This is a genomic window from Streptomyces sp. NPDC048417 (assembly GCF_040651615.1).
Taxonomy (GTDB): domain Bacteria; phylum Actinomycetota; class Actinomycetes; order Streptomycetales; family Streptomycetaceae; genus Streptomyces.
Genome location: NZ_JBEZKI010000015.1, coordinates 135,154 through 161,943, shown reverse-complemented (window position 1 = coordinate 161,943; position 26,790 = coordinate 135,154). Strand labels below are relative to the sequence as shown.

Annotated in this window: 25 protein-coding genes and 5 pseudogenes; 18 read left to right on the top strand and 12 right to left on the bottom strand. The window is 68.5% G+C overall.

Going from position 1 to position 26,790, the window contains the following annotated elements; translation table 11 throughout:
* Positions 1-144 precede the first annotated feature (144 nt).
* The 3 genes and pseudogenes from AB0D59_RS24310 to AB0D59_RS24300 form a co-directional block, all read left to right on the top strand.
* A pseudogene (locus AB0D59_RS24310) lies at positions 145-717 on the top strand (transposase); the annotation flags it as partial.
* Positions 718-883: 166 nt separating this feature from the next.
* The gene (locus AB0D59_RS24305; protein ID WP_362568910.1) at positions 884-1,183 is read left to right on the top strand and encodes a putative quinol monooxygenase; all 300 of its coding nucleotides are present in this window, start codon (positions 884-886) and stop codon (positions 1,181-1,183) included.
* A gap of 111 nt (positions 1,184-1,294) precedes the next feature.
* Positions 1,295-2,494, top strand: coding sequence for an IS630 family transposase (locus AB0D59_RS24300; RefSeq protein ID WP_362568907.1), 1,200 nt, complete (start codon positions 1,295-1,297; stop codon positions 2,492-2,494).
* Positions 2,495-2,576: 82 nt separating this feature from the next.
* Here AB0D59_RS24300 and AB0D59_RS24295 read toward each other — a convergent pair whose 3' ends face one another.
* Positions 2,577-2,873, bottom strand: a complete 297-nt coding sequence (locus AB0D59_RS24295; protein WP_362568905.1) for a hypothetical protein — start codon at positions 2,871-2,873, stop codon at positions 2,577-2,579.
* Between the two features lie 25 nt (positions 2,874-2,898).
* Positions 2,899-3,315, bottom strand: a complete 417-nt coding sequence (locus tag AB0D59_RS24290) for a hypothetical protein (RefSeq protein WP_362568903.1) — start codon at positions 3,313-3,315, stop codon at positions 2,899-2,901.
* A gap of 3 nt (positions 3,316-3,318) precedes the next feature.
* Here AB0D59_RS24290 and AB0D59_RS24285 point away from each other — a divergent pair, with 3 nt between their 5' ends.
* From AB0D59_RS24285 to AB0D59_RS24275, 3 genes and pseudogenes are all read left to right on the top strand, one after another.
* Positions 3,319-4,155 (top strand): methyltransferase, encoded by an 837-nt coding sequence (locus AB0D59_RS24285; protein WP_362568901.1) that lies wholly within the window; start codon positions 3,319-3,321, stop codon positions 4,153-4,155.
* Between the two features lie 12 nt (positions 4,156-4,167).
* Positions 4,168-5,313, top strand: coding sequence for a glycine amidinotransferase (locus AB0D59_RS24280; RefSeq protein WP_362568898.1), 1,146 nt, complete (start codon positions 4,168-4,170; stop codon positions 5,311-5,313).
* Positions 5,310-5,822 (top strand): annotated as a pseudogene (locus tag AB0D59_RS24275) (type III polyketide synthase); the annotation flags it as partial. The gene AB0D59_RS24280 and the pseudogene AB0D59_RS24275, both read left to right, overlap by 4 nt.
* Here AB0D59_RS24275 and AB0D59_RS24270 read toward each other — a convergent pair.
* Together AB0D59_RS24270 and AB0D59_RS24265 are read right to left on the bottom strand one after the other, a co-directional pair.
* A pseudogene (locus tag AB0D59_RS24270) lies at positions 5,821-6,661 on the bottom strand (transcriptional regulator); the annotation flags it as partial. The pseudogenes AB0D59_RS24275 and AB0D59_RS24270 sit on opposite strands and share 2 nt — an antisense overlap.
* Before the next feature lie 538 nt (positions 6,662-7,199).
* The gene (locus AB0D59_RS24265) at positions 7,200-7,403 is read right to left on the bottom strand and encodes a cold-shock protein (RefSeq protein ID WP_069934205.1); all 204 of its coding nucleotides are present in this window, start codon (positions 7,401-7,403) and stop codon (positions 7,200-7,202) included.
* A gap of 554 nt (positions 7,404-7,957) precedes the next feature.
* On the opposite strand from AB0D59_RS24265, the pseudogene AB0D59_RS24260 reads away from it, so the two are divergent.
* Positions 7,958-8,419: pseudogene (locus AB0D59_RS24260) on the top strand (ATP-binding protein); the annotation flags it as partial.
* 34 nt (positions 8,420-8,453) lie between these two features.
* On the opposite strand, the gene AB0D59_RS24255 reads toward AB0D59_RS24260, so the two are convergent.
* Positions 8,454-8,822, bottom strand: coding sequence for a hypothetical protein (locus AB0D59_RS24255; protein ID WP_362568894.1), 369 nt, complete (start codon positions 8,820-8,822; stop codon positions 8,454-8,456).
* Positions 8,823-9,187: 365 nt separating this feature from the next.
* Between AB0D59_RS24255 and AB0D59_RS24250 the strand changes: the two genes are divergently transcribed.
* The 4 genes from AB0D59_RS24250 (at position 9,188) to AB0D59_RS24235 (ending at position 11,656) form a co-directional block, all read left to right on the top strand.
* Entirely contained in the window at positions 9,188-9,400 is a 213-nt protein-coding gene (locus tag AB0D59_RS24250) for a hypothetical protein (RefSeq protein ID WP_362568892.1), read from the top strand.
* Complete coding sequence (locus AB0D59_RS24245; protein WP_362568889.1) at positions 9,397-9,792, top strand: hypothetical protein; 396 nt, start codon at positions 9,397-9,399, stop codon at positions 9,790-9,792. The genes AB0D59_RS24250 and AB0D59_RS24245 overlap by 4 nt, the downstream gene beginning before the upstream one ends.
* Positions 9,793-10,048: 256 nt before the next feature.
* On the top strand, positions 10,049-10,588 hold the full coding sequence (locus AB0D59_RS24240; protein ID WP_362568886.1) for a hypothetical protein: 540 nt from the start codon (positions 10,049-10,051) through the stop codon (positions 10,586-10,588).
* Between the two features lie 225 nt (positions 10,589-10,813).
* Positions 10,814-11,656: an aminoglycoside phosphotransferase family protein gene (locus tag AB0D59_RS24235; protein ID WP_362568883.1), complete on the top strand. Its 843-nt coding sequence runs from the start codon at positions 10,814-10,816 to the stop codon at positions 11,654-11,656.
* 8 nt (positions 11,657-11,664) lie between these two features.
* Here the strand turns inward: AB0D59_RS24235 and AB0D59_RS24230 are convergent, their stop codons facing one another.
* Both AB0D59_RS24230 and AB0D59_RS24225 read right to left on the bottom strand, forming a co-directional pair.
* Entirely contained in the window at positions 11,665-12,213 is a 549-nt protein-coding gene (locus tag AB0D59_RS24230; protein WP_362568880.1) for a GNAT family N-acetyltransferase, read from the bottom strand.
* Positions 12,214-12,754: 541 nt separating this feature from the next.
* Positions 12,755-13,399, bottom strand: coding sequence for a dihydrofolate reductase family protein (locus tag AB0D59_RS24225; RefSeq protein WP_362568877.1), 645 nt, complete (start codon positions 13,397-13,399; stop codon positions 12,755-12,757).
* 523 nt (positions 13,400-13,922) lie between these two features.
* Between AB0D59_RS24225 and AB0D59_RS24220 the strand changes: the two genes are divergently transcribed.
* From AB0D59_RS24220 to AB0D59_RS24210, 3 genes are all read left to right on the top strand, one after another.
* Entirely contained in the window at positions 13,923-14,519 is a 597-nt protein-coding gene (locus tag AB0D59_RS24220) for a hypothetical protein (RefSeq protein ID WP_362568874.1), read from the top strand.
* A gap of 154 nt (positions 14,520-14,673) precedes the next feature.
* A complete protein-coding gene (locus AB0D59_RS24215; protein WP_362568872.1) occupies positions 14,674-15,129 on the top strand; it encodes a DUF1153 domain-containing protein in 456 nt (151 codons plus the stop codon).
* A 158-nt stretch (positions 15,130-15,287) separates the two neighbouring features.
* The gene (locus tag AB0D59_RS24210; RefSeq protein WP_362568869.1) at positions 15,288-15,842 is read left to right on the top strand and encodes a hypothetical protein; all 555 of its coding nucleotides are present in this window, start codon (positions 15,288-15,290) and stop codon (positions 15,840-15,842) included.
* A gap of 472 nt (positions 15,843-16,314) precedes the next feature.
* On the opposite strand, the gene AB0D59_RS24205 is transcribed toward AB0D59_RS24210, so the two are convergent.
* Together AB0D59_RS24205 and AB0D59_RS24200 are read right to left on the bottom strand one after the other, a co-directional pair.
* Positions 16,315-17,304 (bottom strand): cytochrome d ubiquinol oxidase subunit II, encoded by a 990-nt coding sequence (locus AB0D59_RS24205; protein WP_362568866.1) that lies wholly within the window; start codon positions 17,302-17,304, stop codon positions 16,315-16,317.
* Entirely contained in the window at positions 17,301-18,716 is a 1,416-nt protein-coding gene (locus tag AB0D59_RS24200; protein ID WP_362568863.1) for a cytochrome ubiquinol oxidase subunit I, read from the bottom strand. The genes AB0D59_RS24205 and AB0D59_RS24200 overlap by 4 nt, the downstream gene beginning before the upstream one ends.
* 1,021 nt (positions 18,717-19,737) lie before the next feature.
* On the opposite strand from AB0D59_RS24200, the gene AB0D59_RS24195 reads away from it, so the two are divergent.
* The 3 genes from AB0D59_RS24195 (at position 19,738) to AB0D59_RS24185 (ending at position 22,799) form a co-directional block, all read left to right on the top strand.
* Positions 19,738-21,708 carry a protein kinase gene (locus AB0D59_RS24195; protein WP_362568861.1) on the top strand — a complete coding sequence of 657 codons (1,971 nt, stop codon included), beginning with the start codon at positions 19,738-19,740 and terminating at the stop codon, positions 21,706-21,708.
* 165 nt (positions 21,709-21,873) lie between these two features.
* Entirely contained in the window at positions 21,874-22,041 is a 168-nt protein-coding gene (locus AB0D59_RS24190) for a hypothetical protein (RefSeq protein WP_362569153.1), read from the top strand.
* Positions 22,042-22,211: 170 nt separating this feature from the next.
* Positions 22,212-22,799 (top strand): hypothetical protein, encoded by a 588-nt coding sequence (locus tag AB0D59_RS24185; RefSeq protein ID WP_362568858.1) that lies wholly within the window; start codon positions 22,212-22,214, stop codon positions 22,797-22,799.
* Positions 22,800-23,018: 219 nt separating this feature from the next.
* Here the strand turns inward: AB0D59_RS24185 and AB0D59_RS24180 are convergent, their stop codons facing one another.
* From AB0D59_RS24180 to AB0D59_RS24170, 3 genes and pseudogenes are all read right to left on the bottom strand, one after another.
* Complete coding sequence (locus AB0D59_RS24180) at positions 23,019-24,674, bottom strand: esterase-like activity of phytase family protein (RefSeq protein ID WP_362568855.1); 1,656 nt, start codon at positions 24,672-24,674, stop codon at positions 23,019-23,021.
* 114 nt (positions 24,675-24,788) lie between these two features.
* Complete coding sequence (locus AB0D59_RS24175; RefSeq protein ID WP_362568852.1) at positions 24,789-25,775, bottom strand: L,D-transpeptidase; 987 nt, start codon at positions 25,773-25,775, stop codon at positions 24,789-24,791.
* 130 nt (positions 25,776-25,905) lie between these two features.
* Positions 25,906-26,499, bottom strand: a pseudogene (locus AB0D59_RS24170) (LysR substrate-binding domain-containing protein); the annotation flags it as partial.
* Positions 26,500-26,528: 29 nt separating this feature from the next.
* Here AB0D59_RS24170 and AB0D59_RS24165 point away from each other — a divergent pair.
* Positions 26,529-26,726: a hypothetical protein gene (locus tag AB0D59_RS24165; protein ID WP_362568850.1), complete on the top strand. Its 198-nt coding sequence runs from the start codon at positions 26,529-26,531 to the stop codon at positions 26,724-26,726.
* Positions 26,727-26,790 lie beyond the last annotated feature (64 nt).

Sequence of the window (26,790 nt, the reverse complement as noted above, 5' to 3'; positions counted from 1 at the left end):
GCAGATCGCGCGGGCGAGCAACCCGGGTGGCACGACGGCGATGTGGGTGAGAGACCGCCTGGACGGGCTGTGGCGTGACGAGGACTTCGCTCACTGGTTTCCGCGTGGCGGGCGTCCGGGTCTCTCGCCTGCCCAGCTGGCAACAGGCTCACCCATCGCGGCCCCTGGCTGGGACACGTCAAAGAGGAACTGCCCATCCTGCACGGCACGTTGATCCGTCTCAAGGTCGAGCGCCTGCCGGGCGACCGTGACCCGAAACCGGTCTGGCTGTGGTGCTCCGCCAGCGGCGCTCAGGTGGACCTGTGGTGGCAGTCCTTCCTGCGCAGATTCGATCTTGAGCACACTTTCCGGCTGATGAAGCAGACACTCGGGTGGACCGCCCCGCAGGTCCGCCACGCCGACACCGCCGACCTGTGGACCTGGCTCGTCATCGCCGCCCATACCCAACTCCGCCTCGCCCGCCCCCTCGCCGAAGACCTCCCCCGCCCCTGGGAACGCCGCACCGAACCCCGCCGCCTCACCCCCGCCCGCGTCCGCCGCGGGTTTCGCAACCTCCGAGCGACCACGGCCTGCCCGGCAGCCGCACCGAAACCATCCCGCCCCGGCCCGGGACGACCACCCGGTTCGAAGAACAGACACCGCGCCAAGCGCCACGACATCGGCAAGACCGTCAAACGCGCCGAGACCATCAAGGAGCAGGAAGCCCGCCGAGGATAAACGTCAAGCTACGTGGTCGGCTCCGGAAGTCCTTCGGGGGTTGACTCCGGGGCCATTGAGGCGCGGCAGATTGTCGATCCACGCCGTCGACGCCGTACGCCAGTCGAGCTGCCGTCGACGCCGCTAGGTTCGTTGGCGGATATCGTTCGAGATCAAGAGGAGTGTCATGCGCTACGGCTACATCGGTTCGATGAAAGTCAAACCCGGTCACCGACCGGAGGTGGTCGCCGTACTGGTCGCCGGCGCGGACGGTCTGCGCAAAGCGGGATGTGATCTCTACATTGTGACCGAATCGGCCACCGACGAAGACACCGTATGGGTGAGTGAGGTATGGGAGAGCAAGGAGCATCACGAAGCGTCGTTGCAGTTGCCCGAGGCGAAGGCTGCCATCGGCAAGGTCATGCCGCTGCTGACGGGAGAGTTCACCCGTCAGGAGACGCACGTTGTAGGCGGTCTCGGTATCTAACCGCAGATGCGTGCCGTCAGCCAGGGGTTGGTCCGCTGCCTGGCTGATGACGGGAAGGCGTGGTCATCACGCCCTGCGGGCCGGGGACCGGGTGCGTCAGGACGGTCCGTCGTGATCCACCTCTCCCGATCGGCCTGCCTGGTCTTGCCCGTTGCCGCCGCCCACCCCATATCTCTGCGCGCCGCCGAGCGCGAGCGGCTGAAGAAGATGGCCTACGGCCACAAGACCGAGCACCGGCTGCGGAGACGCGCACAAGTGGTGCTTCACGCCGCACGTGGACGTTCCAACGCCCGGATCGCCCGCGAGACCGGCCTGCACCTGGACACAGTTCGCTGCTGGCGCGGCCGGTTCGCCGAGCGGGGCTTGCGCGGTCTGAACGACCGCGAGCGGTCGGGGCGGCCACAGTCGTTCACCTCGATCCAGGTGACCGAGGCCAAAGCGCTGGCCTGCCGCCTGCCCGCAGAGAGTGCGGTGCCGCTGGCGCGCTGGTCGTGTCCGGAGTTGGCCGCCGAACTCACCAAGCGTGGCATCACTGGCGACATCTCCGCCTCCACCGTGCGCCGCTGGCTCGCCGAGGACGCACTCAAACCCTGGCAGCACCGCTCCTGGATCTTCATCACCGACCCCGACTTCCGCGCCAAAGCCCAGCGCGTCCTGGATCTGTACGCCCGCACCTGGCAACGCCAAGCTCTGGGCGAGGACGAGTACGTCATCAGCGCCGACGAGAAGACCTCCATCCAGGCTCGCTGCCGCTGCCACCCCACCCTTGCCTCCGGGCAAGCCCGCGCGATGCGTGTGAACCACTCCTACGGACGCGGTGGCGCCCTGGCTTACCTCGCTGCCTATGACGTCCACGCCGCAAAGGTGTTCGGCCGCACGGAACCGCGCACGGGCATCGCGCCGTTCATGAACCTGGTCGCCCAGGTCATGAGCACCGAGCCCTACGCCAGCGCGAAGCGCGTGTTCTGGCTCGTGGACAACGGCTCCTCCCACCGCGGCACGAAGGCCGCCGACCGGCTGGCCGCGGCGTTCCCGAATGCGGTCATGGTCCACACCCCGGTGCACGCCTCATGGCTGAACCAGGTGGAGATCTACTACTCCGTCGTGCAGCGCAAGATCGTCTCGCCCAACGACTTCACCGACCTGGCCCAGGTCGGGGACCGGCTCCGGGCCTTCGAGGACCGCTACAACGCCACGGCACAGCCGTTCCAGTGGAAGTTCACCACTTCCGACCTGGACGATCTCCTGGCCAGGCTCGACCGGCACACAGCCGATCACCCAGAAGAATCCTCAGTCACCTCGACTCCTTGATCAACCCCCGAAGGACTTCCGAACCAGACCACTAAGTGCCAGAAGTTCGGCACTGAGGGCTACGGCTGCGCACGCCGACCGCTCACGGCTGTCTGGAAGCTGTCACCGTGTGAGTCCGGCCGGTACCCCGGCAGTGCCGACAGCGGCCGTCGCCGTCCGGCTGGGAGCTGTCGTGCGTGGCGAGCTCCCTTCGGAGCGTCTCGGCGATCCAACGGCCCGCCTCGGCAGGTAGTTCGACCCGCCGGGTGCCTTCCTGGTACGACGGTGACCTGATCCCGATGTGCAGGGCAGTGGCCTCCGAGCCGGGTTCAGGCAGTGCGCGGGCGAGTTCGGCGAGTAGGTCTGCCAAGTCGTCGACGTGGGGATGCTGTTCGGTCATGACGGCTCCCGTTCCTTTCTGATGGTCACACCGCGACCCGGCCGGCACGGTAACGAGTGAAGTCCGGCAGCGCCAGCCCGATGAGTGCCGCGCTGATCACCGTCGTCACTCCGCCGCTCACCAGGCCGAACGACGCCGAAGTCAGCGAACCGACGGCGCCAGCACGGAAGTTGCCCAGTTGCGGGCAGCCGACACCGACGACGTACTCGGCGGCGTTGACCCGGCCCCGGTACGGGTCGGGAGTGGCGACCTGGACGACCGTCGAGCGGAAGATGACGCTGATGGTGTCCGCCGCGCCGGCCAGCCCGACGAGGACCAGGGCCGGACCCAAGCTGTGCACCAGCCCGAAGCCCAACGGCTTTCCGGGCATCCCGGGGCCACAGCCGAGGACCTCCGTTCCTGGAGCGGTCTGCCCGCGCACCAACTGCGTGTCCTGCTCCAAGCCGTGTGCGCCACGGGCCTGCTGCGGCGCACCGAGGACGGCGGTTACGTCAACTCGGCCACCGCACAAGACCTGTTGGCGTCGGACGAGGCCGACAGCTGGGGGCACATCCTGGTGGGCTGGAAGGAGGTCTACTACCCGGCGTTCGCGCAGCTGACGACAGCACTGAAGGCCGGCACCAACACGGCCCTGGACGCCTACCCGCGCACCGGTACCACCCTCTACCAGCGCCTGGCCCACCAGCCGCAGCTGGAGGAGGTCTTCCACCGGGCCATGACCGCGTTCACGCTGCGCTCCCTCGACGCCCTCGTGGCCCGTCCCGAGTTCGCGTCCGTAGGACACCTGCTGGACGTCGGCGGCGACGACGGCACCACCTCGTTCCGGCTCGCCGAGCGCCACCCGGAGCTGACGGCGACCGTCTTCGACCTGCCCACCGTCTCCCGTCTCGCAAGTGACCACACCGACCGGGTGACCCTGCACCCCGGCGACATCTTCGAGGACGCCTTTCCGACGGGCGCCGACGCAGTGCTCTTCAGCCACGTCCTGGAGATCTTCTCGCCCGAGCAGATCTCCAGGCTGATGCGCAAGGCGTACGACGCACTTCCCCCGGGCGGGAAGGTGTTCGTCTACGGCTACAACGTCTCGGACGACGAGACCGACGGCGTCTTCTCCGCCCGTCTGGGCCTCTACTTCAACGTCCTGGCCAGCGGCCAGGGCATGGCCTACCCGGCGGTCGACTATGAGAACTGGCTGACGGGCGCCGGCTTCGATCGGATCACGACCGTACGCGGCTTCCCCTACGAACACGGCCTGACCGTCGGCGAGAAGCACTCTTCCTGAAAGGAACTCCTGATGCGTCTGAACAGCTTCGACGAGTGGTCGCCTCTCAAAGAGGTGATCGTCGGCTCCGCCGAGAATTACGTCTCACACGAGCGGGAACTCTCCTTCGACCTCTTCTTCCACGACAACATCGCCAAGGACAACGCCTCCCGGTCCGAGTGGTACTACCCCCGGCTCACGGCGAACGGCGGGAACCGAGCGAGCCAGCCCATCAAGCAGCGATACGTCGACGAGTTGAACGAGGACCTCGACGGCATCGTCAAGACCCTCGAGTCTTTGGGGGCGACCGTGCACCGGCCCCTGCCCCTGGACGCGGCGACCGCCGAGGTGCGCACCCCAGCCTGGACGGCGTCCGTCGTCCCACCGCTCAACGTCCGCGACAACACGCTGATCGTCGGCAACGAAATCATCGAGACTCCGCCGATGATCCGCTCGCGGTACTTCGAGACCCAGTTCCTCACCCCTGTCTTCCAGCGGTACTTCGAACAGGGCGCGCGATGGACGGTCATGCCGAGTCCGCTGATGACCGACTCCTCCTTCGACCTTTCCTACGCCCGCACCACGACGGCCGGTGGTCCCACCGAGCCGATCGAGGACCCCCAGCCGTCGCCGTACGACGTCGGACTTGAGCTGATGTTCGACGGGGCACAGTGTCTGCGCCTGGGCCGAGACCTCGTCGTCAACGTCTCGACGGCAAACCACGCCCTGGCCTGCGACTGGCTCGAACGGCACCTGGAGGGCCGGTTCCGCATCCACCGGGTGCACCGGCTCAGCGACAGCCACATCGACAGCATGGTGCTGGCCCTGCGCCCCGGCACCCTGCTGGTCCGCTCGGCGGAGGTCGCCGAGAAGCTCCCCGAACCTCTGCGTAAGTGGGACTTGATCGTGCCGCCGACGCCGGAGCACAACACCTTCCCGCAGTACGACGATGACGACCTCATCCTCACCAGCCCCTACATCGACCTGAACGTGCTCTCCGTGTCCCCGGACACCGTGCTGGTCAACGAGGCCTGCCCGGAGCTGGCGCGCGAGCTGGAACGGCACGGCTTCACCCCCGTACCGGTGCGCCACCGCCACCGGCGGCTGTTCGGCGGCGGCTTCCATTGCTTCACCCTCGACACGGTCCGCGAGGGCCAGGCCGAGGACTACCTCTCGTGAACTCCCCCGCGCGGCGCCCGCCGAGGATCATCGGCGTTGGCACGTCCGTGCCCGCCACGACGTACACCCAGCGGGAACTGCTCGACCTGTTCGCCATCACCGACCCGCGCATCCGCTCGGTCTTCCTCAACAGCGCCATCGAGCGCCGCGGTCTGACCCTGCCGCCGCCGGGTCCGGACGGCGCGCCACGAGCAGAAAGCCAGGGAGAGCTGCTGCATAAGCATGTCACGCAGGGGCTGGCGATGGGACGGGAGGCGGTCGAGCGGTGTCTGCGCGATGCCGGGAAAGACCTCGGTGATCTGCGCTATCTGTGCTGTGTCTCCTCCACGGGGTTCATCACACCGGGGTTCTCCGCCCTGCTGATCAAGGAGATGGGCATCAGCCGGCACTGCGCCCGCCTCGACGTGGTGGGCATGGGCTGCAACGCCGGCCTCAACGGGCTGACGGCGACCGGTGCCTGGACCGAGGCGCACCCCGGAGAGCTGGCGCTCATGGTGTGTGTCGAGGCATCGCGGACACCACGACCGCCAGTTCCGGGTCGCGCTGACGGTAGCCGTCCATCGCCTTCAAGAACTCCACCAGCGACAGATCGGCGCCCACCCCGAGGTCGGCCATCGTGGCGACGCAGGCGTCGCGCAACCGGTTGTACCAGCCGTCCAGGTCACGCCCGTTGTCGCGGCGCACCCACGCCCCGATCGGCACGACGTCGTAGCCGAGCTCCACCGCCTACGCCACGGTCGGCGTCGCGTACCAGGCCGGCCCCGGCGGGCGCTCGCCCCTCGACGTGAACGGACTGGGCAGCAGCCCGGCGTCCAGGTCCCCCCACTAGTCCTTGGCGACCTTCACACGGGACAGGTCGACAATGGCTCAGATCGACCAGCCAGGAACCGGGCAGTTTCAGATCGAACACAGGGTTCTTGACCTGCATCGGCGCGCCAAGGCCGACCACCAGGCCGTTCCCGCCGGCAGCGAAGGCCATGTTCACGCCGATCTCACGCACCAGGTTGCGGCGCAGGCATTCGGCGTCGGTGAGCGGGCGCGCCCCGTCGTACGCCTCCTCAACCAGGACCTCCGCCGGGGTACGGCGGTCGAAGCGCGGCAGGTCCGCCAGGATCGGGTGCCCGTCGGGTGCCTCGCAGGGCGCGCAGTCCACCGAGTCCTTGCCCAGCGAACCGGGGTTGTGCTCGGAATGCCGCTTGCCCGTCGCATCCGGCTCGGAGGCGCGGGTAGGCGGATGCAGCGCGGTCAACAGCTCCAGGCCGGTCACAGCGGTCGATCCGCGCGGCGTCATCACCCGGGCCGCATACGTGCCCAGCAACCGGACGAGTTCCGCCTGCGGCAGCTGCCCCGTGCCGGCGAACCACGCCTGAAACCACCCCGCAGTCCAGACGCCGTAGACAAGGCACCCAGGACCGCCCCCGCACCGGACGCGATCCCCGAGCCTCCGAACGGCGCCTCCGCATCCGAGCCGGACCGGGCACAGTGAAGAGACAGGATTGTGGCGGTAAACGCCACCGACGAAGGGCCGGGCGGCGGCGCGCGCCTTTCTGGGGCGGCTCCGGCGGGTGAGGCACCTGGTCAGGGTCTGTCCAGCCAACGGTGCAACTCAGATGATGTGAGCTGGCGGCGCCCTGCGGAGAGTTGGCCGTGGGCGGCGGCGTAGTTCGGGACATGCCAGGTGAGAGGACGCGAGACCGGCACCACCCGAATGCCACCATCGACGGCGCTGCAGCAGGTGGAGGCCGCCCGGGTCGAGGTGAGGCTGCCCGATGTCGATCCCGATGTGCAGCGGTTTGTCATCACCACGGCTCCGGAAGGGAGATGCGGGCCCGAGCCGTACGGAACGGGCCCGGAGCACCTGCTCCGGGCCCCGCATGTCCGAGGGGTCAGGCAGGCGTGATGTTCTCCGCCTGCGGGCCCTTCTGACCCTGGGTGATGTCGAAGGTGACCGCCTGGCCTTCCTGCAGCTCACGGAAGCCGGAGGCGTTGATGTTGGAGTAGTGCGCGAAGACGTCAGGCCCGCCGCCGTCCTGCTGAATGAAACCGAAGCCCTTTTCGGCGTTGAACCACTTGACGGTTCCGCTGGCCATGCTGATGCCTCTCAGTCCATGTCAGGAACCGCACCGCGCGGCCCTGGAGTTGATCGCCCTGGTCCGGCCCTGCACAGCAAAGCACCCGCGCCACGGCGCGGGCAGGTACTGCGAACCACGACATCTGCAGCGACGCTACACGGGGAAACCGTCGTTCACCAGAGAGCAACAGCCACAGTCCGCACCGAGCCACCGGCCTCAGCCGTGTATGCCCGCTTCGCGGATCCGCCCGCGGCCACGCCCGGCACTGCGGCCAAGCGACGCCCGCCGTCCAGCCTCAACGAGCTGGCCGGATGCGAGGACGGGCTGGTGGAGCTTCTGCTCCACGTCGCGTGGTCCGGATGGCGCACTCTCGATCTGGCCCGGGCCCGTCAGCACGCATGCGCTGGAAGCCCGCGCTCCAGGCTTTCGGCATCACCTTCGCCTGCCGGCTCTCCGGCGGCAGGCGCGGTCTCGGGCCGTGCCTGCCGCCGGTTCGGGTAGGTGACGTCAGGCACCCGCAGTGCGAGCACCGCCGTCCGCAGCATGCGCGCCCGCGAGCGCCGGCCGGTCGGCCACGGGGAGGGCAACGGACGCATGTCGCCGTCGGGCTCGCGGTCGCCGCCTGCCGGGCCGGCTACTCGATCTACTTCACCAGCCTCGACGGCGTGGTCCGCAACCTCAAAGCCGCCGAGGCCGCCGAAGCCGCCGGACGCCTGACCAGCGAACTCGGCATCTACCTGCGGCCAGGCATCCTCGTCGTCGACGAAGTGGGCTACCAGCCCCTGGAACGAGCCGAGACCGACCTGGTCTTCCAGGTGATCTCCAAGCGCCGCGAAAAAGGCTCGATCATTCTGACCTCGAACAAGACCTTCAGCGAGTGGGGCCAGGTCTTCGGCGACGAAGTCCTCGCAGTCCTCGCCACTGCGATCCTCGACCGCCTCCGCCACGGCTGCCGCGTGATCTCCATCAACGGCCTCAGCTACCGGCTCAGGAACCGGCTCGCCGCCATCGAAGGCGACACCGACGCGGCCTGATCGCCTGAGTCGTGCAGCCAGTAGGTTGGCGGCTCTACTCGTCGAGGTACTGGTACTCCCCGCTTGCGCTTCCGATCGCTACAGCCCCATCGCGGACCTGCCACTCACTCATGCCCCGGACTTCGTGGCTGACGAGGAAGAGGCCGATGACCAGGTCGTTGTCATCATCGGAGGCAGGAATCCTTGCTACGAGACGCAGTTGTTCCAGAAACCAGTCAACGGACTGCTCGCGCATGTCAGCGCCGAAGAAAACCCAGTTGGTCCAGTTGTACTGCCGCGCCGGAAAGCCCCAGCCTCCGCTATACGTCCGATCCGGGTCCTCGGAGCCGACGATCTCCTTGACCTGGGCAAGCTGCCGGTCGTCGCACTCCAACCACCCCCTGATCCGGACAAAGACACCCACGACGATCGCTCCCCCGTGCCTTAGGAACTGCCCTGTTGAGCGTCCACTGTGACGCCGAATCGAACGATAGGCGGAACGAGTTCAGCCTCGCAAAGGACTTGATCAGGGCCGACAGGGCGTCAGTCACAGCCTCTGACAACTGAGCACGTTCATCTGTGCTCGACTGAGCACTTCACCGAGTACGCCGACAACCATGGCTCAGCCCGGCGATCCGAACGGGTTCGCCGCCTGCACCAGTTGGCCGAATCCGGGCCGGCGAACTCGCGCAAGGACGCCCAGATCACCGCGACACGCATCGCGACCCTGCTGGCCTGCGAGGGTGGACTCATCCGCGACATCAGGTTGGCGACCTTGCCCTTGGCCAGTTGAGCGTCGAGGAGCTTGTGGACCGCTACCGCATCCAGTGCCGGCGGGTCCGCGATCTGATCGTGGACTACCTGAGGGAGCGGCAGCCTTCGCTGGACTTCGCCAGCTTGGACACGATCTCGTGCACGCTCGCGGGCCTGTTCCCGGCCCGCGAGCGACCACCTGTCGTGACCGCACTGTGCACGCGCCTTCGGGTCCCCTTGTGTTCATGAGCACGCTTGTGTCAGATGCTCGACACCTGCCCGATCAGCGCGATCCCTGGACTGCGGAGGGCAACCTCTACATCTACGTCGAAGCCGACGATGAGCAGGCCGGCCACCTCTTCTCCGGCTGGGGTCCCGACGACTTGGCGGCCCTCGAAGCGGCCGTCGGGCGTTGTCCCACGTGGGCAGTGCAGCTCGACGTCTCCGGACGGATCGACGGAACCGCAGAGGTTCACCAACTGGTCGAACTGTTGCTTGAGCACGGAGGCGTGGCGACCGACGACTGTTCCGCCCATCCCTGGACCTTGCAGGAGATCAAGTCTGGAGCAGTCAACGACGCCCTGCGCTTCTTCGGCTTTCGTGCCTACCACGAACTCAACCGCGAGTATGAACTTTCCTGACTCGATCACCGCGCGACGGCGAGTTCACAGAAGGGTGCGTGCTGCCCGATGCTCTGGCCCGACGCTGCCCAGCGCGACCGGCTGGTCGAGATCCGCGACAGTCTCATCGCCCGAATCGCCGAGGCCGAGCGCGAGCGGGGCTCGGCGAAGTCGAAGGTCTGCGTGTCAGCCTTGCGGAAGCCAAGGACAGGCTCGCCCACGTCGACCGGCGTCCCCACATCGAGCTCGGCATGCCCACCACCAGGAACGAGGACTTTTGAACGCCGACGCCGATCACGAAAACCCCACCAACGACCTCAGCACCTGGACGATCGAGCGACTTCGGTCGTTCACCGAAAACGCCCAGGGCCAGCAGTTTGAGGCGGTACGTGTCGTCGCGCAGGGCCATGCCTATCGCGCCGACGAACCCCCCGAGGCCCGCCGACAGTGGGCCAAGCTTTCATTGCAGGCCAACCAGCGTCTGCCCGGCGACAGTGTGTGGGATCGAGCACGAGCGACTCAGCACAACTTCATGCTCCGGATGTGGGTGATCGACCAGCTCGGCCCCGACGACGAGGATCATGACTGGAGCCCCGAGACACTGGCGGCCGACACAGTCACCGCGCTCGCCCTCACCCCTGCTGAAGCCCGTGCTCTCGCCACTCACTGGCGCGACCTCGCGATCGAGCAGATCGGCGAGCTACGGCGGCACAAGAACCTGACGGCCCATCTGGACCGGCTTGTCGACCACCTGCGACCCAGCCCGATACGGGATCAACTCCTCGCCTGGACAGAGACTCGCCGGCACCTGCCCTGACCGCTCCAGGTCAGCCCAAAGGTGTTGCCGAGGCTCGCCGGGTCGGAGAAGGATCTCTTGCTGAGGCGCAAGAGGGCTCAGGGCTCAGGGCTCAGGGCCCAGGGCCCAGGGCTCAGGGCTCAGGAAGAGCAATGGCTCGGCGAAATCGAAGGATAGGAGAACCCCGACCAAACCGCCCAGCTGCTCCCAGACGTGTATGTGAACTCAGCGATCAAGGAGGCCGCTATGGAGCCATGGGAACTCCGCCGCGCAGTTGAGGCAGGACGGGCGACCGCTTCGGAGCTGGGCCTTCAGGTCAACGATGTGGTCGTCATCCACAACTCGGACCGCGTCGCACTGCGCCTGGCCCCTTGCGATGTTCTGGCTCGGGTCGCGCCTTCGGGGCATCGGGCTGATTCCGAGTTCGAAGTAGAGGTCGCTCACCATCTCGCCGACGTCGACGCTCCGGTGGCCGAGCTCGACCCTCGAGTCGCCCCTCGAGTCTATTTGCGTGATGCCTTCGCCATCTCGCTGTGGACCTACTACGCACCTGTGGGGTCAGAGATCGCGCCCGCCGACCACGCGGACGCGCTCAGGCGGCACCATGCCGCCCTGCGTCAGATCGATCTGGACGCACCGCATTTCACCGATCGAGTCGCCGTGGCGCTGAGAGAGGTGAACGACCGGGAGCGGTCCCCCGAGCTACCCGATTCTGACCGGGAACTCCTCAGCTCCACACTCGGTGGTCTGAGCGCCGCGATCAGCATCGACAAAGCCGGCGACCAGCTGTTGCACGGCGAGCCGCATCCGGGCAACCTCCTGAACACAAGGAGAGGGCCGCTCTTCGTGGACCTCGCCACGTGCTGCCGTGGGCCGATCGAGTTCGATCTCTCCCATGCGCCCGAAGAAGCGGGAAAGCACTATGCGGAAGCTGACCACGACCTGACTCAGCGCTGCCGCGCCCTGAACTGGGCGTTGTTCTCGGCCTGGCGCTGGCGCCGTGACGACCAAATGCCTGACCGGGACCGCTGGAGAGTGGAGGGGCTCAACCGCGTTCGCGCTGCACTTGATCGCTGCGGGCTGGGCTGAACTCCAGCTCAACGGGACGGCGTGACCGCGGACCACACGCCGAACCACTGCTCGGCGCCGAACTCCTCGAACCTCGCCACCTCGGCGAACCCCAGCTTCAGCGCGAGGCGCATCGAGCGGTCGTTGGCCTTCTGGGTGCACAGCACCACCGGCTCGCCGGGGAGTACGTCGGCGAACCAGCCGAGTGCCGCCGCGCACGCCTCGGCGGCGTATCCGCATCCCCACGCCCTGGGCAGGAACATGTAGCCGAGTTCGGCCTCCCCGGCATTCGGAAGGACGTGACCCGGACGCTCCGCGTCGCGCCGATCGAGCGAGACCGTGCCGATCATCGCTCCGTCGAGATCGATCACGAAAAGGCCAGGGCGCCGCCCGGGCACCTCAGGCACCGCGCGTTCGAGTTCGTCACGCGGTCGAGGGCCTCCGAGGTATGTGCGCACTTCCGGCGATGAGAACAGCTCGATGAACGCCGTACGGTCGCGGGCCTCGGACTCGCGGAGCACGAGCCGTTCTGTCCTTATCGGGGCAGGAGGCCAGGCGACGGGTCCGAGTCCGCTCATGGCGGGCAACCTATCGCAGCCCGTGAGAGTGATCCGAAGGAGGAGGAGTAGGCGGGCGCCCTGACACAGTGCGGAGAAGCAGCCTGCACGCCAAGGGCGGGTCGGCAAAGCGCTGATCGCCCAGAAGATCGACGGCCGACCGATCCCTCAGATGACGGGGTCCAACGCCGACAAGGCCTCCCGCGGCCTCCGAGACCAGGACGTTCTTGTACGACCGGTTCGGCGTGCTGTGGGAGAAGCGGCCGGGGTACCGGCCGGCCGTCGCGGCGGGCAGCGCGAGCACGCGGCGGCGCCTGCGGCCTTGCGCCGCCGGTGAGCGCGGTCGCGCCGTCGGCGGGCGGAACGGCCTCGGCCGACGCACCGGAGGTGCGTGGTCCGGCGAGGCGGACCAGGAAGAGCGGCAGCCCGACCGCCGCCCGACCGCCACCGCGCGGCACTCGCCGCCCGAAGCAGGGAACGTACCCGCATCCGCGGCAGGAAGGGCGTCCGGCGGGACGGACGCCCTTCGCAGTCGCGGCCTCAACCCATGCGGGCCCTCGCGTCACCTTCGCCAGAACAGGTGGTGCCGCACGCCCCTCGGGCTGGGCACGACCTCCAAGTGGAACCGGTCGAGCAACTCGTCGGGCGACTCCCAGAGCCGGAGGCCGGACCCGAGCTTCATCGGCGAGACCGCCACATGCATGGTGTCGACGAGGTCGGCATCAAGGAACTGCCGGATGGTGGTGACCCCGCCGCCGAGCCGGACGTCCTTGCCCTGTGCCGCTTCCCGAGCCCGTGCGAGGACCGCGGCCGGGTCTCCGCCCACGAAGTGGAACGTGGTGTCGGAGAGCGTGAACGACGGACGCTTGTGGTGGGTCATGACGAACACCGGCGTACGGAACGGGGGCTCGTCCCCCCACCAGCCGCACCACTCATGGTCCTGCCAGGGCCCACGCTGAGGCCCGAACTTGTTGCGGCCCATGATCTCGGCACCGATATTGCGTGCGAAGTCGCGCGTGAAGTAGTCGTCCAGGCCCCGGCTCCCCCCGGGATCCGTGCGCCTGGGCCAGCTCGCCGTGGCTCCGGCCCAGGCGAAGAGCCTCTCGGGGTGGTCGTATCCGAACGGGCGCTCGAGACTCTGGTGCTCACCGGCACCGATTCCGTCACCCGAGACGCAGAAATTCATGACTCTCAGCAGTTGATCCACGTGTTTCCTCGTCAGGTCCTGTCGCGTCATCGTGCGGCGAGGCGCCGCACATCATGACGTCGAACGGAAGGTGGCCGGATCGACAGCGGCCCACAACTTTTCCGGGGCGCCTCAGCCGGCAGCCCCGCCGACGGTACGACGGTGACGGACGCGGACGGCATCGCGGGGGCCGCCGCGACCACTCACGTACGTCGCACCGGACGTCACGTAGGCGGAGCGCTGTCCCAGGACCGCCGCACGGCGCCCGGTTTTACCCGATCCATCCCGCCGGGTCAAGTCACGACCCCTCGGAACGTGACCGTGCGGTGTTCACGGGGCCTACTTGAAGTGCGGGCCTCACCGGAAAGGAAATCCGGACAACAAACGAGGCAACACGGCAGGACGGAAATCCTCACAGAGGGTTCCCTCTTTCACCGAAACCGCTAATTGTCCCGAACGGCTGTCCGGTAAAAGCGGTCCGCCGGTCATCGTCCGGGATTTCCGGGGCAAAAAGAAGAGCCCCCATATCGACAGGAGAGAACCCATGACCCGTATTTTTCACACCACCAGCGACGTCCGTTCCAAGCGCCGGGGCTTCCGCCTCGCGACACTCGCCGCCTCGGCCGCGGTCATCACCGGGGGCATCGCCCTTCCCGCGTCCGCCGCGACGGCCGCCCCGACGCATGCCGCGCAGGTCGTGAGCTTCGTCCACGGCGGCGGCGCCGGAGGTGACGGGGGTGCCGGAGGCGGCGGCTTCATCGGTGGTGGCGGTGGCTCCGGCGGCTCCGGCGGCGGCAGCGTCCTGGGCATCGGCGGCGACGGCGGCAAGGGCGGAAAGGGCGGCGACGGCATCCTGTCCGGCGGCGGTGGTGGCGGCGGCGGTGGCGGCGGTGACGGTGTCGTCGGCGGCAACGGAGGTATCGGCGGTGACGGCGGCACCGGCCTGTTCGGCGGCAGCGCCGGCTCCGGCGGCACCGGCGGCGACGGCATCCTCAAGGGCGGCAACGGAGGCAAGGGCGGCAACGGAGGCTTCGGTGTCTTCCAGGGCGGCAGCGGCGGCAAGGGCGGCGCGGGCGGGCTCGGCGTCCTCTTCGGCGGCCTGGGCGGCGGCGGTGGCGCCGGCGGCGGCAGCATCTTCTGACCGTCTCGCCCCGGTCGGGGACGGAGGCCCGCGCGGTCTCCGTCCCCCAGCCCCGGCCACCACGCCCGCTCCCCACCGACCAGTGTGCACAGCCGGGCGGCCGGCGCAGCACCCGCAGAACCACAACCTCGATCAAGGAAAACGGAGACCCCCCATGTCCACAACTCGCTGGCAGCGTCCGCTCATCCTGGCGGTGGCCTCGGTGGCCCTCGCCACCGGCACCGCGTGCGCCGCCCAGGCGGCGCCGGACGTCACCACAGGCACCAGCCACGCGGCCCCGGCCGACCCCGCCCACTGCGGCCGGGGCGGGGAAGGGGGGGAGGGCGGGGAAGGCGGCAAGGGCGGTGCGCCCGGCCAGCCGGGAGAGCCCGGTCAGCCCGGCCGGCTCGGCTGCTTCACGTCCGGTGACCTGCCCGACAAGCCGAAGTCGGATCTCACGGGAACGGACAAGATACGGATCATGCTGATCGTGGAATCCGGGCAGGCGAAGAAGCCCGACGTCATCAAGAAGTACAAGATCTCCGAGAAGGAGTTCGACACCTGGGACAAGCAGTTCCGCGACGGGGACTGGGCCGCACTGGCAGCACTCAATTCCCTCTTCAGCTCCTGAAGAATCCTCCCCGAAGCCCCGGCCCCGTGCGGGCCGGGGCGTTCCTGTCAAGCCCCGAATTCCCGGACCGTGACGACGAGCGCCTTGACCGGGTTTATTAGATACAGCGGAAACCGCAGTACGGGAAATAACTCTCCGGAAAGAGGGATGCCATGCGTATGAGTTCTTGGAAGGTCCGTCTCGGTCTCACGGTCTCGACCGCCCTGACCGCCGCCATCGCGGTCGGCGCGCCGGCCGCGATGGCGGCACCGGCGCCGCAGAGCCATACGGCCGTCGCGGCCGCCCGGCAGCTTCCCGCTGACAGCACCCGACCGGGCGGCGGCAGCCTGTTCGGCAGCGGCCGGTTCGGCGACGTCAAGGGGAGCAACGGCAGTGTGCGGATCGGCGACCGGGTGTGCGCGGGCAACTGCGACGCAACCGTCAACGGGAGCAACGGCAGCCAGGGCGGGATCTGCGCCGGACTGTGCAACGGCAGCGCCAACGGCGGCACCGGTACGACCGGCGCGCCGGGCCGCCAGGGCGGCGCCGGCGGCAAGGGCGGAATCTGCGCCGGGATCTGCGCCGGCAGCGCCAACGGCGGTACCGGCGGCACCGGTGGAGCCGCGACGGGCACCGGCGACGGCGGCCGCGGCGGCACAGGCGGCACCGGCGGCCGCGGCGGGATCTGCCTGGGGCTCGGCTGCGGAAGCGGTGGCACGGGCGGGACCCGCTGATGGGTCAGGCCCTGACAGACGAAGAAGGCCGCGATCGTCATCGGTCACCCACCACGACCAGTTCCCTCGTCGGTCACCCACCACGGCCAGTTCCCTCATCGGTCACCCACCACGACCGGTTCCCGCGGCCACGCCGCGCCCGCCCCACCCCTGAAGCAGAGCCGCGTACCCGTTCCCCGCCGGCAGGGACCCACCGAGCAGGCCGCCCCGACGGCGACCGACCCGGCATACCGCACGCTGAGGCTGCCCACGGCCCGGCCCCTCCCTCCTCGTCGGGGTCGGCGGGCCGGGCTCGCCGAACGGATCCGGGTTCGGACATCATCACACTGAGACCCGTGCCGTCCGACGGCTCACCGGCCGATCAGCCGCTGCGTGACGAACAGACCCGGTGGGAGCGGCAGCGGGACCGGGACGGTGGACAGCCGCCCTGGGCCCCGGGCCGGTGGTGGTCGTCACGGATCGCGCCTCCCCGTCAGCCGAGTCTGCGCCGCAGTTGCAGGATGTAGAGCAGCAGGAGCGACGGTGCGACCAGGACCGTCGCCACGCAGGAGACCACGAACAACTGCCACAAGGTGGCCGACGGGGACGCCGCCTGTTGGATGGTCAGATGCGTGCCCAGGAGGTAGGGATACTGCGCGACCCCCCAGCCCGCCACGACCGCGGCGATCGCGATGGCCGCAAGAGTACGGACGACGGGCGGGCTGCCCCTGCGCAGCAGAAGCAGCGCGGCCAGACCGCACACGGCGGAGACGACCAGCAGCGGCGCGCCGACCCTGCTCAGCTGGTGGAACAGCCGCGGAGCGTCCGCACGGAGGACGAACACGCCTGCCAGCGCCACCAGCCCCGCGACGATGCCGGCACCGAAGGCGCGGTGACGGAACGCCGTCTCCAAAGAGGACTGCGCCCGACGCCGGGCCTGTCCGGTGAGGAACACGGCGGCAAGGTAGGCGCAGGCGGTGACGGCGAGTACGCCGCCGAGAACCGACGTCGGATTGAGCCAACTCGACAGCGGATCACCGTGCCCCGCCGCGGGAACACGGCCGGAGGCGATCCCGCCGGCGACGGCGCCGAAGAAGAAAGGCGTGACCACCGACGAAGAGGCGAAGACGACACCGGCGACCGCCTCGCCCCGACCGCCCGCCAACGCGTGGCGGAAGGCAAAGCCGGCGCCCCGCAACACGATGCCCAGCGCCGCCAGGCCCAGGGGGATGTAGAGAGTGGTGGTGATGGCCGTGAAGGCCTGCGGAAATCCCGTCCAGATCATCACCAGGATGAAGACCAGCCACGTGTGATTGGCCTCCCACACGGGGCTGATGGAAACGTTGATCAACTCCCGGACGGGGCGACCGCGCCGACGCCCACCGGCTGTCAGATCCCAGAAACCGACCCCGTAGTCGGCACCTCCGAAGAGGGCGTAGGCGATCACGCCGACGAACAGGACCACGGCGGTCAGCGTGCTCATACGTCATCACCGCCGAACCCGCGCTCGCTCGTCGCCGGCACCGGCTCGGGCCCATAGGGAACCGCGACGGCCTGGGTACCCTCACGCAGCCAGCGACGATGCATCGCCCGCAGGACGAGCACCGCGCCCGCCCCGACACAGAGGTAGATGGCGAGGACCGTGGCGAACAGCGGCCACAGATTACCCACCGTGGTGACGGCGTCCCTCGTCAGCAGGAGGCCCACGACTGTCCACGGCTGCCGGCCGACCTCCGTCACCACCCAGCCGCTCCACAACGACAGGAGCGCGAGCAGTCCGCACACCGACGCACCGCGCAGGAACCAGCGGTTCACCGGGACCTCGCGACGCCGCCACCACAGCCAGCCGAACCACAGCGACATCAGCAACAGCAGCGAGGCGGTTCCGACCATGACGTCGAACGCGAGGTGCACGACGCTCACCACCCCGTCATCGGGGCGCACGGCCGGGGGAATCGCGTCGAAACCCTTGATCGTGGTGGACGGTCTGAAGCCCGCGAGGATCGAGGCCACGTCCGGAAGGGGGATGCCGTAACGGACCTTGCCGTCGACGAAGATGCCGCCGAGCGTCTCGGGGACGTGCTCACCGGTCTCCGGAACCATTTCGATGGCGGCGAACTTGGCGGGCTCCCTGTCGAAGACCTGCCGGGCGATCGTGTCCCCGACCAGGAACTGCAAGGGCATGGCGATCGCCCCGACCGTGAACGGCACGAGGAACCCGAGCTGGTGGTAGCGGTCCCGGCGGCCTTTGAGCAGGCCCCACGCGTACACCCCCGCGACCATGAACCCGGCGACGATGTACGACGCCAGGAACATGTGCACCATCTCCCACCAGAACGCGCCGTTGAAGAACACCTTGGACGGGAACACCTGCACGACCCGCCCGTGGCTGACGACGATGCCCGCCGGCTGGTTCATCCAGCTGTTCGCCGCGATGACGGAGGCCGTTCCACCGACACTCGCCAGGGTCACCACCACGCCCGTGAAAAAGTGCGGCCACGGTGGAAGCCTGTTCCAGCCGTAGATGTAAATGGCCACGAACACGGCTTCCAGGAAGAAGAAAAGCCCTTCGTAGGCGAACGGAAACCCGAACGCCGCCCCGTACCTGCCCATGAGCCCGGGCCACAGCAGCCCCAACTCGAAGGAAAGAACCGTGCCCGACACCGCCCCGACCGCGAACAGCACGGCAGCGACCTTCGACCATCGTTGCGCGAGAAGCAACGCCTCGTGATCGTCAAGGCGCAGCGCCCGGTAGTGGCAGACCAGCATCATGAAGGTGAATGCCACGCCGAACGGCACCAGAACGACATGGAATCCCAGAGTGAACGCCATCTGCTCACGTGCAGGGAGAAGCTGTGGCGGGTCGGCGGCTGCCAGCAGCGCGGACAACAGCATGAACTCTCTTTCCGGCTCGGACAGCGGCGGACGACTCGCATGTCAGTCATGTGCTCATCGCCGTGGGGAATCAGGTAGAACGGACACCGAGGAGCGTCGTCGAAGCTGGTAGCCATAGGCGGACACGCTGATCGCCCGCAGCGGCCGGAGGACTCACGCAAACATGCGGTCACCGCGGGCCGCACCGCGGCAGCCGCGCGCGATGTCCCGCAGAACTGTGGAGCCCATGTCATTCAAAACCTTCACGGCCCTTACCCCTAGGCAATCCGAACCGACAAAGCGAAATTACGCGAGGATGGATCTCGCGCATCCTAGTCAGCGTCTGGGGTCCCACTTGCCACGACGGTCGGCGGTGTCGTCGATTCCCCCGTTGGTGCCATATCCCGAGTGCCAATTAGCCGAAACGGCAAGGGCCGTCCGCGAGCCCGTCATGGAATTCACCCGCCAGGTCACACGGACACCGATCCAGGCGTCGCCGGTGCCTCGCCGCATTCCGGGCGCGGACGAGGCCGAGCCGGTCGCGATGCACCATCAGCGCTTCTCGACAGGACAGCAGGGGCTATGCCCGAGGCCGGCGTGGGGACCATCCCGGCCGCCGCGCGGCTGGATCACCGGGCCGACGACGATGACGAGTTCAGCGGCTGGTGGTCTCCCGCCTCTGCTCGGGCTTGGTCGGGTCGCCGTTCACCACAGCGCTAACCATGACGGCTGCGCCGTCTCGGCGCAGCCGTGTCCGCGTCCGCAGTGACAGCCTCCCTGGTAGCACCGCACGGTTCGTCAGCACATGCCGTGCCGGGCCACGGTCCCGGAGTCGCCGACACCAGGATCCACGGTCGCGCCGGGGCGCCGTCGACTGAATCTCCCGCGATGACCGGCCCTTCGCGACGGACTCGCCGGGCTACGCGGTGCACGGTTGAATCGAACACCAACTCGCCATTGTACCAAGGATGTTGCGATACTCTCCCGCTGACCGACACCAGTCACACACGTCCCACATGTCACGCGAGAGACCGGGATTCCCATGTCCGACCCTCATCTCAGCCGGTCCAACGCGCTCGCCTACGCAGCGGCCGGTATGGAACCCCCGCCTCCGATCCCGCTCCGGAAGAACGACCCCGTACGGGTCGGACCGTACGCACTCGTGTCGGTGCTCGGCAGTGGCGGCATGGGGCGGGTCTATCTGGGCCGGGACACCGTCGGTGGGGTCGGCCTGGCCGCCGTGAAGGTGGTCCGGCCCGAGTACGCGGAGGATCCCCAGTTCCGGAAGCGTTTCGAGCGCGAGGTCGGTGCGCTGGACCGGGTCCAGGGGGCACATGTCGTACGGCTGCTGAACAGCGGCTGCGACGAGGACCTGGTGTGGGTCGCCACCGAGTACGTCCCCGGGCCCACGCTCGCCGAGCTCGTCGAGGACCGTGGGCCGATCGGTGCGACGGACGCGTGGCGGCTCCTGGCCGACCTGGGACGTGCGGTCGAGGCCATCTGGCGCGCGGGGATCGTCCACCGTGACCTCAAGCCGTCCAATGTGATCCTGGCGGCCGACGGTGCCCGCGTCATCGACTTCGGTGTCGTCCAGGCCACCGACGGCACCTCGATCACCGCCACGGGCCAGAACGTGGGGACCCCCGCCTACATGTCCCCCGAGCAGGTCAGGGGAAAAGAGGTGACCGCCGCCTCCGACGTCTTCGCGCTGGCCTCGGCTCTCGCCTACGCCGTCACGGGACAGGCGCCGTTCGGCGAGGGCACGGGGGTCGACGTCCTGCACCGGGTGGCCTTCGAGCCGCCGCGGGAGGAGGTCCTCGACAAGGTGACGGCGGTCGATGCGGAACTGGGCGTGTTCATCCGCACCTGTCTGGACAAGGACCCCGAGGGACGTCCATCGCCGGAGACGGTGTTCCGGACCGCCATCGGGCACCAGCTGCCCGCCCCGGCCGAGCGGCCACCCCGGTCCGCGCCGAGGAGAACGAAGAGCACGCCCCTCCGTGACCAGCGGCCGGCCACCCCAGCCTCTCCGCCGCCCGCGGACCCGCCCGTCGGCTCCGTCACGTCCGGTGCTCCCCCGCAGGGGCGAAGAAAGCTGATGGTGGGCGCCGCCACCGCAGTGGGTGTCGTGGTCGCGGCGGCCGTCTCCGTGGCGCTGTTACGGCAGGGCGACGACCATGCCCCGGCGTCGGCGGGTTCCGGGCCCGAGACATCGGTGACCGTGACGTACACCCCGGCCTCGACGCCCAGCGGTTCGCACAACACGCCCGCGCCCACCGCGTCGAAGACCGACCAGGCGGTGAAGCAGGCGCCGAGTACGGGGGTCACGGAGGACTCCGACACGCAGGGCTCGGGAACACCGGATCTCCGCGCCGCCACCTGCCCCACCGAGATCGGCTCGGGGGCCGCCGGCGACTGCGTCAAGTCCCTGCAACTCCTCCTCTCCGGTCACGGCCTGTACGTGACGGCCGACGGCAGGTTCGGCAGTGGGACCCTCGCCGCGGTCAGGGCCTTCCAGACCGAAGCCGGGCTCACCGTCGACGGAAAGGCCGACGCGCAGACCAAGAAGCTTCTCTACGATCTGCCCCGTGGGCCGGTCCGGGGCGGCTCGCTCACCGTGACAGAGAGCGTCAACGCCGTCTCGGTGGCCCGATGTCTCGACACCCGCGGCGTGAACGTCCAGGTGTGGGGTTGCAAGGACACGGCCGGGCAGCAGTGGGCGCTGTATCGACTGGCCGACCAGAACGCCCGGTACCGCGTGGTCAATCAGGGCACCCATCTCTGCCTGGACGCCGACGCCGGCACGACCGGCCAGAACGGCCAGAAGGTCCAGGCGCAAAGCTGCGACGGGCTCGGCGCCCAGACATGGCGCCTCGGCGGCGGCGGAACGCTGGTCAGCGTCCCGGACGGATTCTGCCTGGACGCGGAGGCCTCCACCTCCGGGCAGGACGGTCAGGAGGTCCAGGGCTTCGGTTGTGCGGGCAGCAGCAACCAGGTGTGGAACTGGTCCTGACCTGCCGTCGGCCTCGGATCCCGAGCCGGGCCGGCAGCCGCTCTTGGTGGACCGCCGGGCCGCAGAAGAGCGGTTACGTGGACTTGGTCGAAGTCCTCGATCGTCTCGTCGGCTGCGTCGGCGGGCGGGCCAGTACACCGGCGTTGTGGCAGTAGCCCCCAAGGCGTGCACCATCGGAGCGAGGTACGCGAGTTCCTGACCAGCCGCCGTGCCAAGGTCACGCCGGTGCGGGCGGGACTGCTCGCCTGCAGCGGCAACCGGTGCGTGACGGCCTCGAACCCGGCCCGACGGCACGACGCCGACAACAAACACCGCGCACAGCGGAAGCCTTAGGTTCCGCGTCTTTACGCTCTCGAATTCCCAACGGCGGCCGGCCGCCCCAGTGGCGGGTGGGGATATCACGTGAAAAAATACCCTAGCGCGTCTGATGCGCAGCACGCCCTGCGGACGGGAGGGGCGGAGACGCACAGCAGCCGGACCTCCGCCGTTCGAAGGAGGAGAACATGGATGTGGTGTTCGATCCATCAGCCTATCCGCCCTTGGCTCTCGGATTCTTCGGTCTCGGTACCGGATACCTCGTCTACGGGCCGCACGAACTGTTCGGATATCCGCCGCAGAGCGATGCGACGGACCGGGCTCTCGGTGTCTGGGGAATATGGCTGCCGGGCATGTGTCAGTTCGTCGCGGGAAGCATTCTCTTCGTCGGGCTCAGCTGGTTCGAGGTCTTCATCAAGTCACCGCCGCTGTACATGGCCGCACTGGCCTTCTCGGCATACGGAATCCACTGGTTCGCGATGGGCTGGAACCGTTATCGCGGCAACGAGGCGCGTACCAATGCCGGTATGTGCGTCGCCTACATGGTGATCTCCGCGATGGGCTCCACGGTGTTCTTCAAGGTCGGAGACTGGCCGGTGGGACTCCTCTTCCTGGCGCTTTTCGTGATCTACTTCTGTCACTTCTTCTCCGTCATCGGCGTCAAACTGGGCGAACGCGGACTGGGGTTGTTCCATATCCTGACCGGCGGCTGGCTGATGTACCTCACCTACGCGGTCGCTGTGAATTCCTCCCTGGGCTATCACTGGCGGGTGTGAGCGGCGAAGCGGATCGGGCCGAGAGCCGAGAGTCACGTCGCACGAAGCCGTGCGGCCTCGTGGCGGGGTGCCTGCACGCTGGGCCGTCATCTCCGCCTTCGGTGAGCGGCAGCACCGCCGAGATGACGGCCACACCAGCGGCTCACCGTCCAGTCCGCCCGTTCCCGCCCAGGGCCCGTCCACCGGAGTGGACGGGCCCTGGGCGGAGGGATGAGTGCGTCACTTCACGCGGATCGTCACCGTGACGGTCTTGAGCACGGCCGGCAACTTGGTGGTGTCGACCTTCAGGATCTCGCCGTTGTCGGTCTGCCCCGTCGGCGGCAGCACCTTCTGGTGGACGGTCCACTTCCCGTCGGGGTCGACGGCGATGGTGTCGATGCCGAAGTCGTCGTCGTTGGACAGGTACAGCGTCTTGCCGGCGTCCGTGGTCGCGACGCCCTCGACCTTGTCGTGCGCGAAGAACTTCCCGCTGGGGTCGAGCTGGCTCACCAGCGTCCCGACGTTGAGGTACGGCTGCTTCTGCGCGACCTGGACGCCGGCACCGGTGAGCGCGGTGAGCGCGGCGTTGGTGCCGACCTTGCCGACGAACGCCTCGGGCGACTTGCCGCCGATCGTCAGCCCGCTGACGTCGGTCGCGCCGTTGATGTCGACTTCGTAGAGGGACTTCTGGGCGAACGGCTCGAAGTTGCCGTCCCGTTCGTCGATGACGAACTTCGTGTCGGACAGCGCCGTGATCTCGCTGTTGGCGTCCCCCGTGGTGGCCGGGTCGTCCAGCAGGTACAGGTACTGCTTGGTCTGGAACGTGCGCAGGTTGATCGTGACGATACGGGTGGGCGAGAGGTTGGACGCCTTGGTGCTGCCGAGATCCGGCTGCTGCAGCGGGGCCTGCATCACGCCCACCAGCGTAGAGCCGTCGGGCGTTACCGTCAGACCCTCCATGCCCTTGTTCTTCAGGCGGTTGGCCAGCTCGGCCGGCAGATAGCCGACGATCTTGTGGAACTGGTTGTCCGCGCTGTCCTTGTACGGGGTCAGCCGGCCCAGCTCGTAGCCGTTCGCGTCGAAGTGCGTGACGTACGGACCGTACTCGTCCGAGACCCAGAACGTGCCGTCGGGCAGCGCCACCAGGCCCTCGGAGTCGTAGCCGTAGGGGTCCCGGGCGACGGGCGCGGGAGTGCCGCCGTTGGCGTTCGTCGCGGCGACGTCGTCGATCACCTCGCTCGTGTCGTGCGGCGGACGACCGCTGTACTGCACGCCGCCAAGGCTCTTCGGCCCCTTCAGGGTGACCTTCTTGACCAGCTCGGCCTTGCCCTTGACGAGCTTGAACTCGCCGATCTGCGGCGTGAAGTCGGTGAGCATCTCGGACTTGTTGCCGTCCGGGGCGTCGGCGTTGGGGCCGCGGTCGGTGAGGCCCCAGAAGTAGCCCGGCCTGCCCGGCACCGGGGCGAGCGAGGAGCCGAAGCCCTCACCGGAGATCTGGGTGGTGGTGCCGCCCGGGCCGGCGACCGTCGCGAGCGAGGGCAGCGGGGCGCCGTTCGGCTGAGTGTCCTTGAACAGCTGCACGGCGTCGGTCGCCGTGTACGTGAAGGTGTCGGTGCCCGTGAAGCCGGAGCTCGGTGTGTACGTGAACGTGCCGTCCGCGTTAACCGTCGCCGTGCCGTGGGACGGGTCGGTGTGCCGCACGACGGCGGTCGCGCCGGAGTCGTTGCGCAGCACGTCGCCCGTCACCTTGTCGTGGCCGGAGAAGGAGTCGGCGGCCGCGTCGAAGTCGTGCGTCGGGGCGGACAGCCAGCCATGGGCCTGAGCCACGACTGTGCCGGTGCCCGCCACGGCGACGGTGACGGCGATCGCTATGCCGATCCGGGTGCGCTTGCGCAAGCGAGGTCTTGAGGTCATACCCATGAACCTGTAGGTCAGTGATGAACACTGAGTCGGTTTTCGGTGAACCATCAGTTCAAAACGGGCCTGTTTCGCTCTTGGGGCTTCAGTGCGTCAGAGCGTCGCTGTCGTCTGCTCCCCCGACGCGCTGCCCGCGAGCCACTGGTCCCATCCCAGGTTGAAGTCGGCGTAGCCGTTGTCGGCCGGGGCCTTGGCGCGGGGCGAGCCGGTGATGGTCACGGGGTCGCCCTGTTTGACCTGGCCGTAGAACCACTTGGCGTCCGACATGGACAGGTGGACGCAGCCGTGTGAGCCGCGGGCGCTGCCGCTGCCCGGGTTCGGGTCGCCGGTGGAGTAGTGCACGTACGTGCCGGACTGGGTCAGGTGGACGTCCCAGGGCAGTGTCAGGTCGTAGTAGTTGGGGCTGCCCTTGTCGCAGCTGATGCCGACGCTGCAGGAGGTCATGTGGACCTTCTCCTGCTTGTCGATGACGGCCATCGTGCCGTTCCACGTCGGATACTCGGCGCTGCCCGCGTTGATCGACAGGGTGCGTACCGTCTGGCCGTTCCGGGTCACCTTCATGGTGTGGTTGGTCACCGAGACGTCCGCGCGTACATCGTCGCCGACCTTGAAGGTGTGCGTGTAACCGTGCACGCCGTAGCGTCCGTTGCCGTTGCTGACGCCCTTCATGTCGGCGTCGATCTTCACGGTCGTACCGGAGGGCCAGTACGTCTTCGGGCGCCAGTCGGCGCGCCTGTCGCCCATCCAGTGCCAGGCGCCGGCCACCGGCTGCGAGGCGCTCACCTTCATGTGCTTCTCCACCGTGGCACGGGCCTTGGCCGCGACCGGGTTGGTGAAGATCACCGAGATCGGCATGGCCACACCGACCGTGGTTCCGGTCTGCGGGGTGATCGTGTCCAGCAGCATCGGCGGGCCGGCCGGCTTCGTCGGTGAGGGTGAGGCGCTCACGCTCGGCTTGCCCGACGCCTTCGCATCGCCCCCGCTCGCCTTGTCACTGCCGCCCCCGCCGCAGGCACTCGCACCCACCACGATCAGCCCCGTGACGAGTGCGATCCCTATGCCGCCCTTGCGCCGCCCCACGGTCTGCCCCGCTCTCTCGTTCTTCGGCCCTCACGGGCCCGACTCCGACTCACTGTTCAGACAGTGATGGCATGGCCCACGGTTGCCTGTTTCACGTAAAGCGTGTCCCAAGATTCGGTGCGCACCGCGGCAGGCGCGGGCCGACTGTGCGGGGCAGCGGCACGAAGGGCGAGTCCGCCACCTGTGCAGGCTGTACGGTCCGTTGGGCGGCCAGAGGATGGGTGGACGGCAGTACAGCCACGAAAGGCTCGCTGAGTACCGTCCTGAAGCCGAGCTCTGTCTCGTTGGCGGGGGGTTCGCGCAGTAGACCGATGTCGATGGTCTTGTCATGCAGGGCGGCGATCTGCGGAGCGGTGGTCATCTCGTGGATGTCCAGATGCACGCCAGGAAACTGGTCACGGAAGGTGTGCAGCAGGCCGGGCAGGATCGTCAGGGCGAGGGAAGCGGCGAAGCCGATCCGTAGGCAGCCGGCCCGGCCACTGCCAACAGCCGGGGCCGCGGCCAGGCCGTCCACGAGGTCGGTGAGTGCCCGTCGGGCGACGGGCAGCAGTTCGCTGCCGGCGGGCGTCAGGGTGACGCGCCCCGGGGCGCGGGTGAACAGCGCGTGGCCGACCTTCTCCTCCAGACGGCGGATCTGCTGGCTCAGCGGCGGCTGGGCGATGCCCAGGCGGGCGGCCGCGTGGCCGAAGTGGAGTTCCTCCGCGAGCACGACGAAGGCGTGCAGCTGCGGCGGTCGGACCGGAGGTCGACGCCTTGATCTCCATCTGTATCTCGAGGAGCAGCCGGTTCTCCTCGGACATCCGGGGCTTGGTCCCGTCGCCGGAAGACGCCTTCGTCTTCGCGGTCTTCTGGGTGGTGGTCCGAGAATGCTCGGTGTTCCCCGCCACGGCCTTGTGGCCGAAGGACGTCTCCGGCTTCGCGGCGCCCGTCTGCGACTGCTGGACGGCCTGAGGCTCGGCTCCGTGGCCGGACGAGGCGAGCGCCGTCGTGGCCAACACGGCGCAGAGACCCACGC

Coding starts and splice junctions, on each gene's coding strand:
- AB0D59_RS24215 (WP_362568872.1), top strand. CDS start 14,674: ATGTCCACAACTCGCTGGCAGCGTCCGCTCATCCTGGCGGTGGCCTCG.
- AB0D59_RS24220 (WP_362568874.1), top strand. CDS start 13,923: ATGACCCGTATTTTTCACACCACCAGCGACGTCCGTTCCAAGCGCCGG.
- AB0D59_RS24235 (WP_362568883.1), top strand. CDS start 10,814: ATGGAGCCATGGGAACTCCGCCGCGCAGTTGAGGCAGGACGGGCGACC.
- AB0D59_RS24295 (WP_362568905.1), bottom strand. CDS start 2,873: ATGACCGAACAGCATCCCCACGTCGACGACTTGGCAGACCTACTCGCC.
- AB0D59_RS24245 (WP_362568889.1), top strand. CDS start 9,397: ATGAGCACGCTTGTGTCAGATGCTCGACACCTGCCCGATCAGCGCGAT.
- AB0D59_RS24265 (WP_069934205.1), bottom strand. CDS start 7,403: ATGGCCAGCGGAACCGTCAAGTGGTTCAACGCCGAAAAGGGCTTCGGT.
- AB0D59_RS24185 (WP_362568858.1), top strand. CDS start 22,212: ATGGATGTGGTGTTCGATCCATCAGCCTATCCGCCCTTGGCTCTCGGA.
- AB0D59_RS24205 (WP_362568866.1), bottom strand. CDS start 17,304: ATGAGCACGCTGACCGCCGTGGTCCTGTTCGTCGGCGTGATCGCCTAC.
- AB0D59_RS24195 (WP_362568861.1), top strand. CDS start 19,738: ATGTCCGACCCTCATCTCAGCCGGTCCAACGCGCTCGCCTACGCAGCG.
- AB0D59_RS24200 (WP_362568863.1), bottom strand. CDS start 18,716: ATGCTGTTGTCCGCGCTGCTGGCAGCCGCCGACCCGCCACAGCTTCTC.
- AB0D59_RS24230 (WP_362568880.1), bottom strand. CDS start 12,213: ATGAGCGGACTCGGACCCGTCGCCTGGCCTCCTGCCCCGATAAGGACA.
- AB0D59_RS24280 (WP_362568898.1), top strand. CDS start 4,168: ATGCGTCTGAACAGCTTCGACGAGTGGTCGCCTCTCAAAGAGGTGATC.
- AB0D59_RS24210 (WP_362568869.1), top strand. CDS start 15,288: ATGAGTTCTTGGAAGGTCCGTCTCGGTCTCACGGTCTCGACCGCCCTG.
- AB0D59_RS24305 (WP_362568910.1), top strand. CDS start 884: ATGCGCTACGGCTACATCGGTTCGATGAAAGTCAAACCCGGTCACCGA.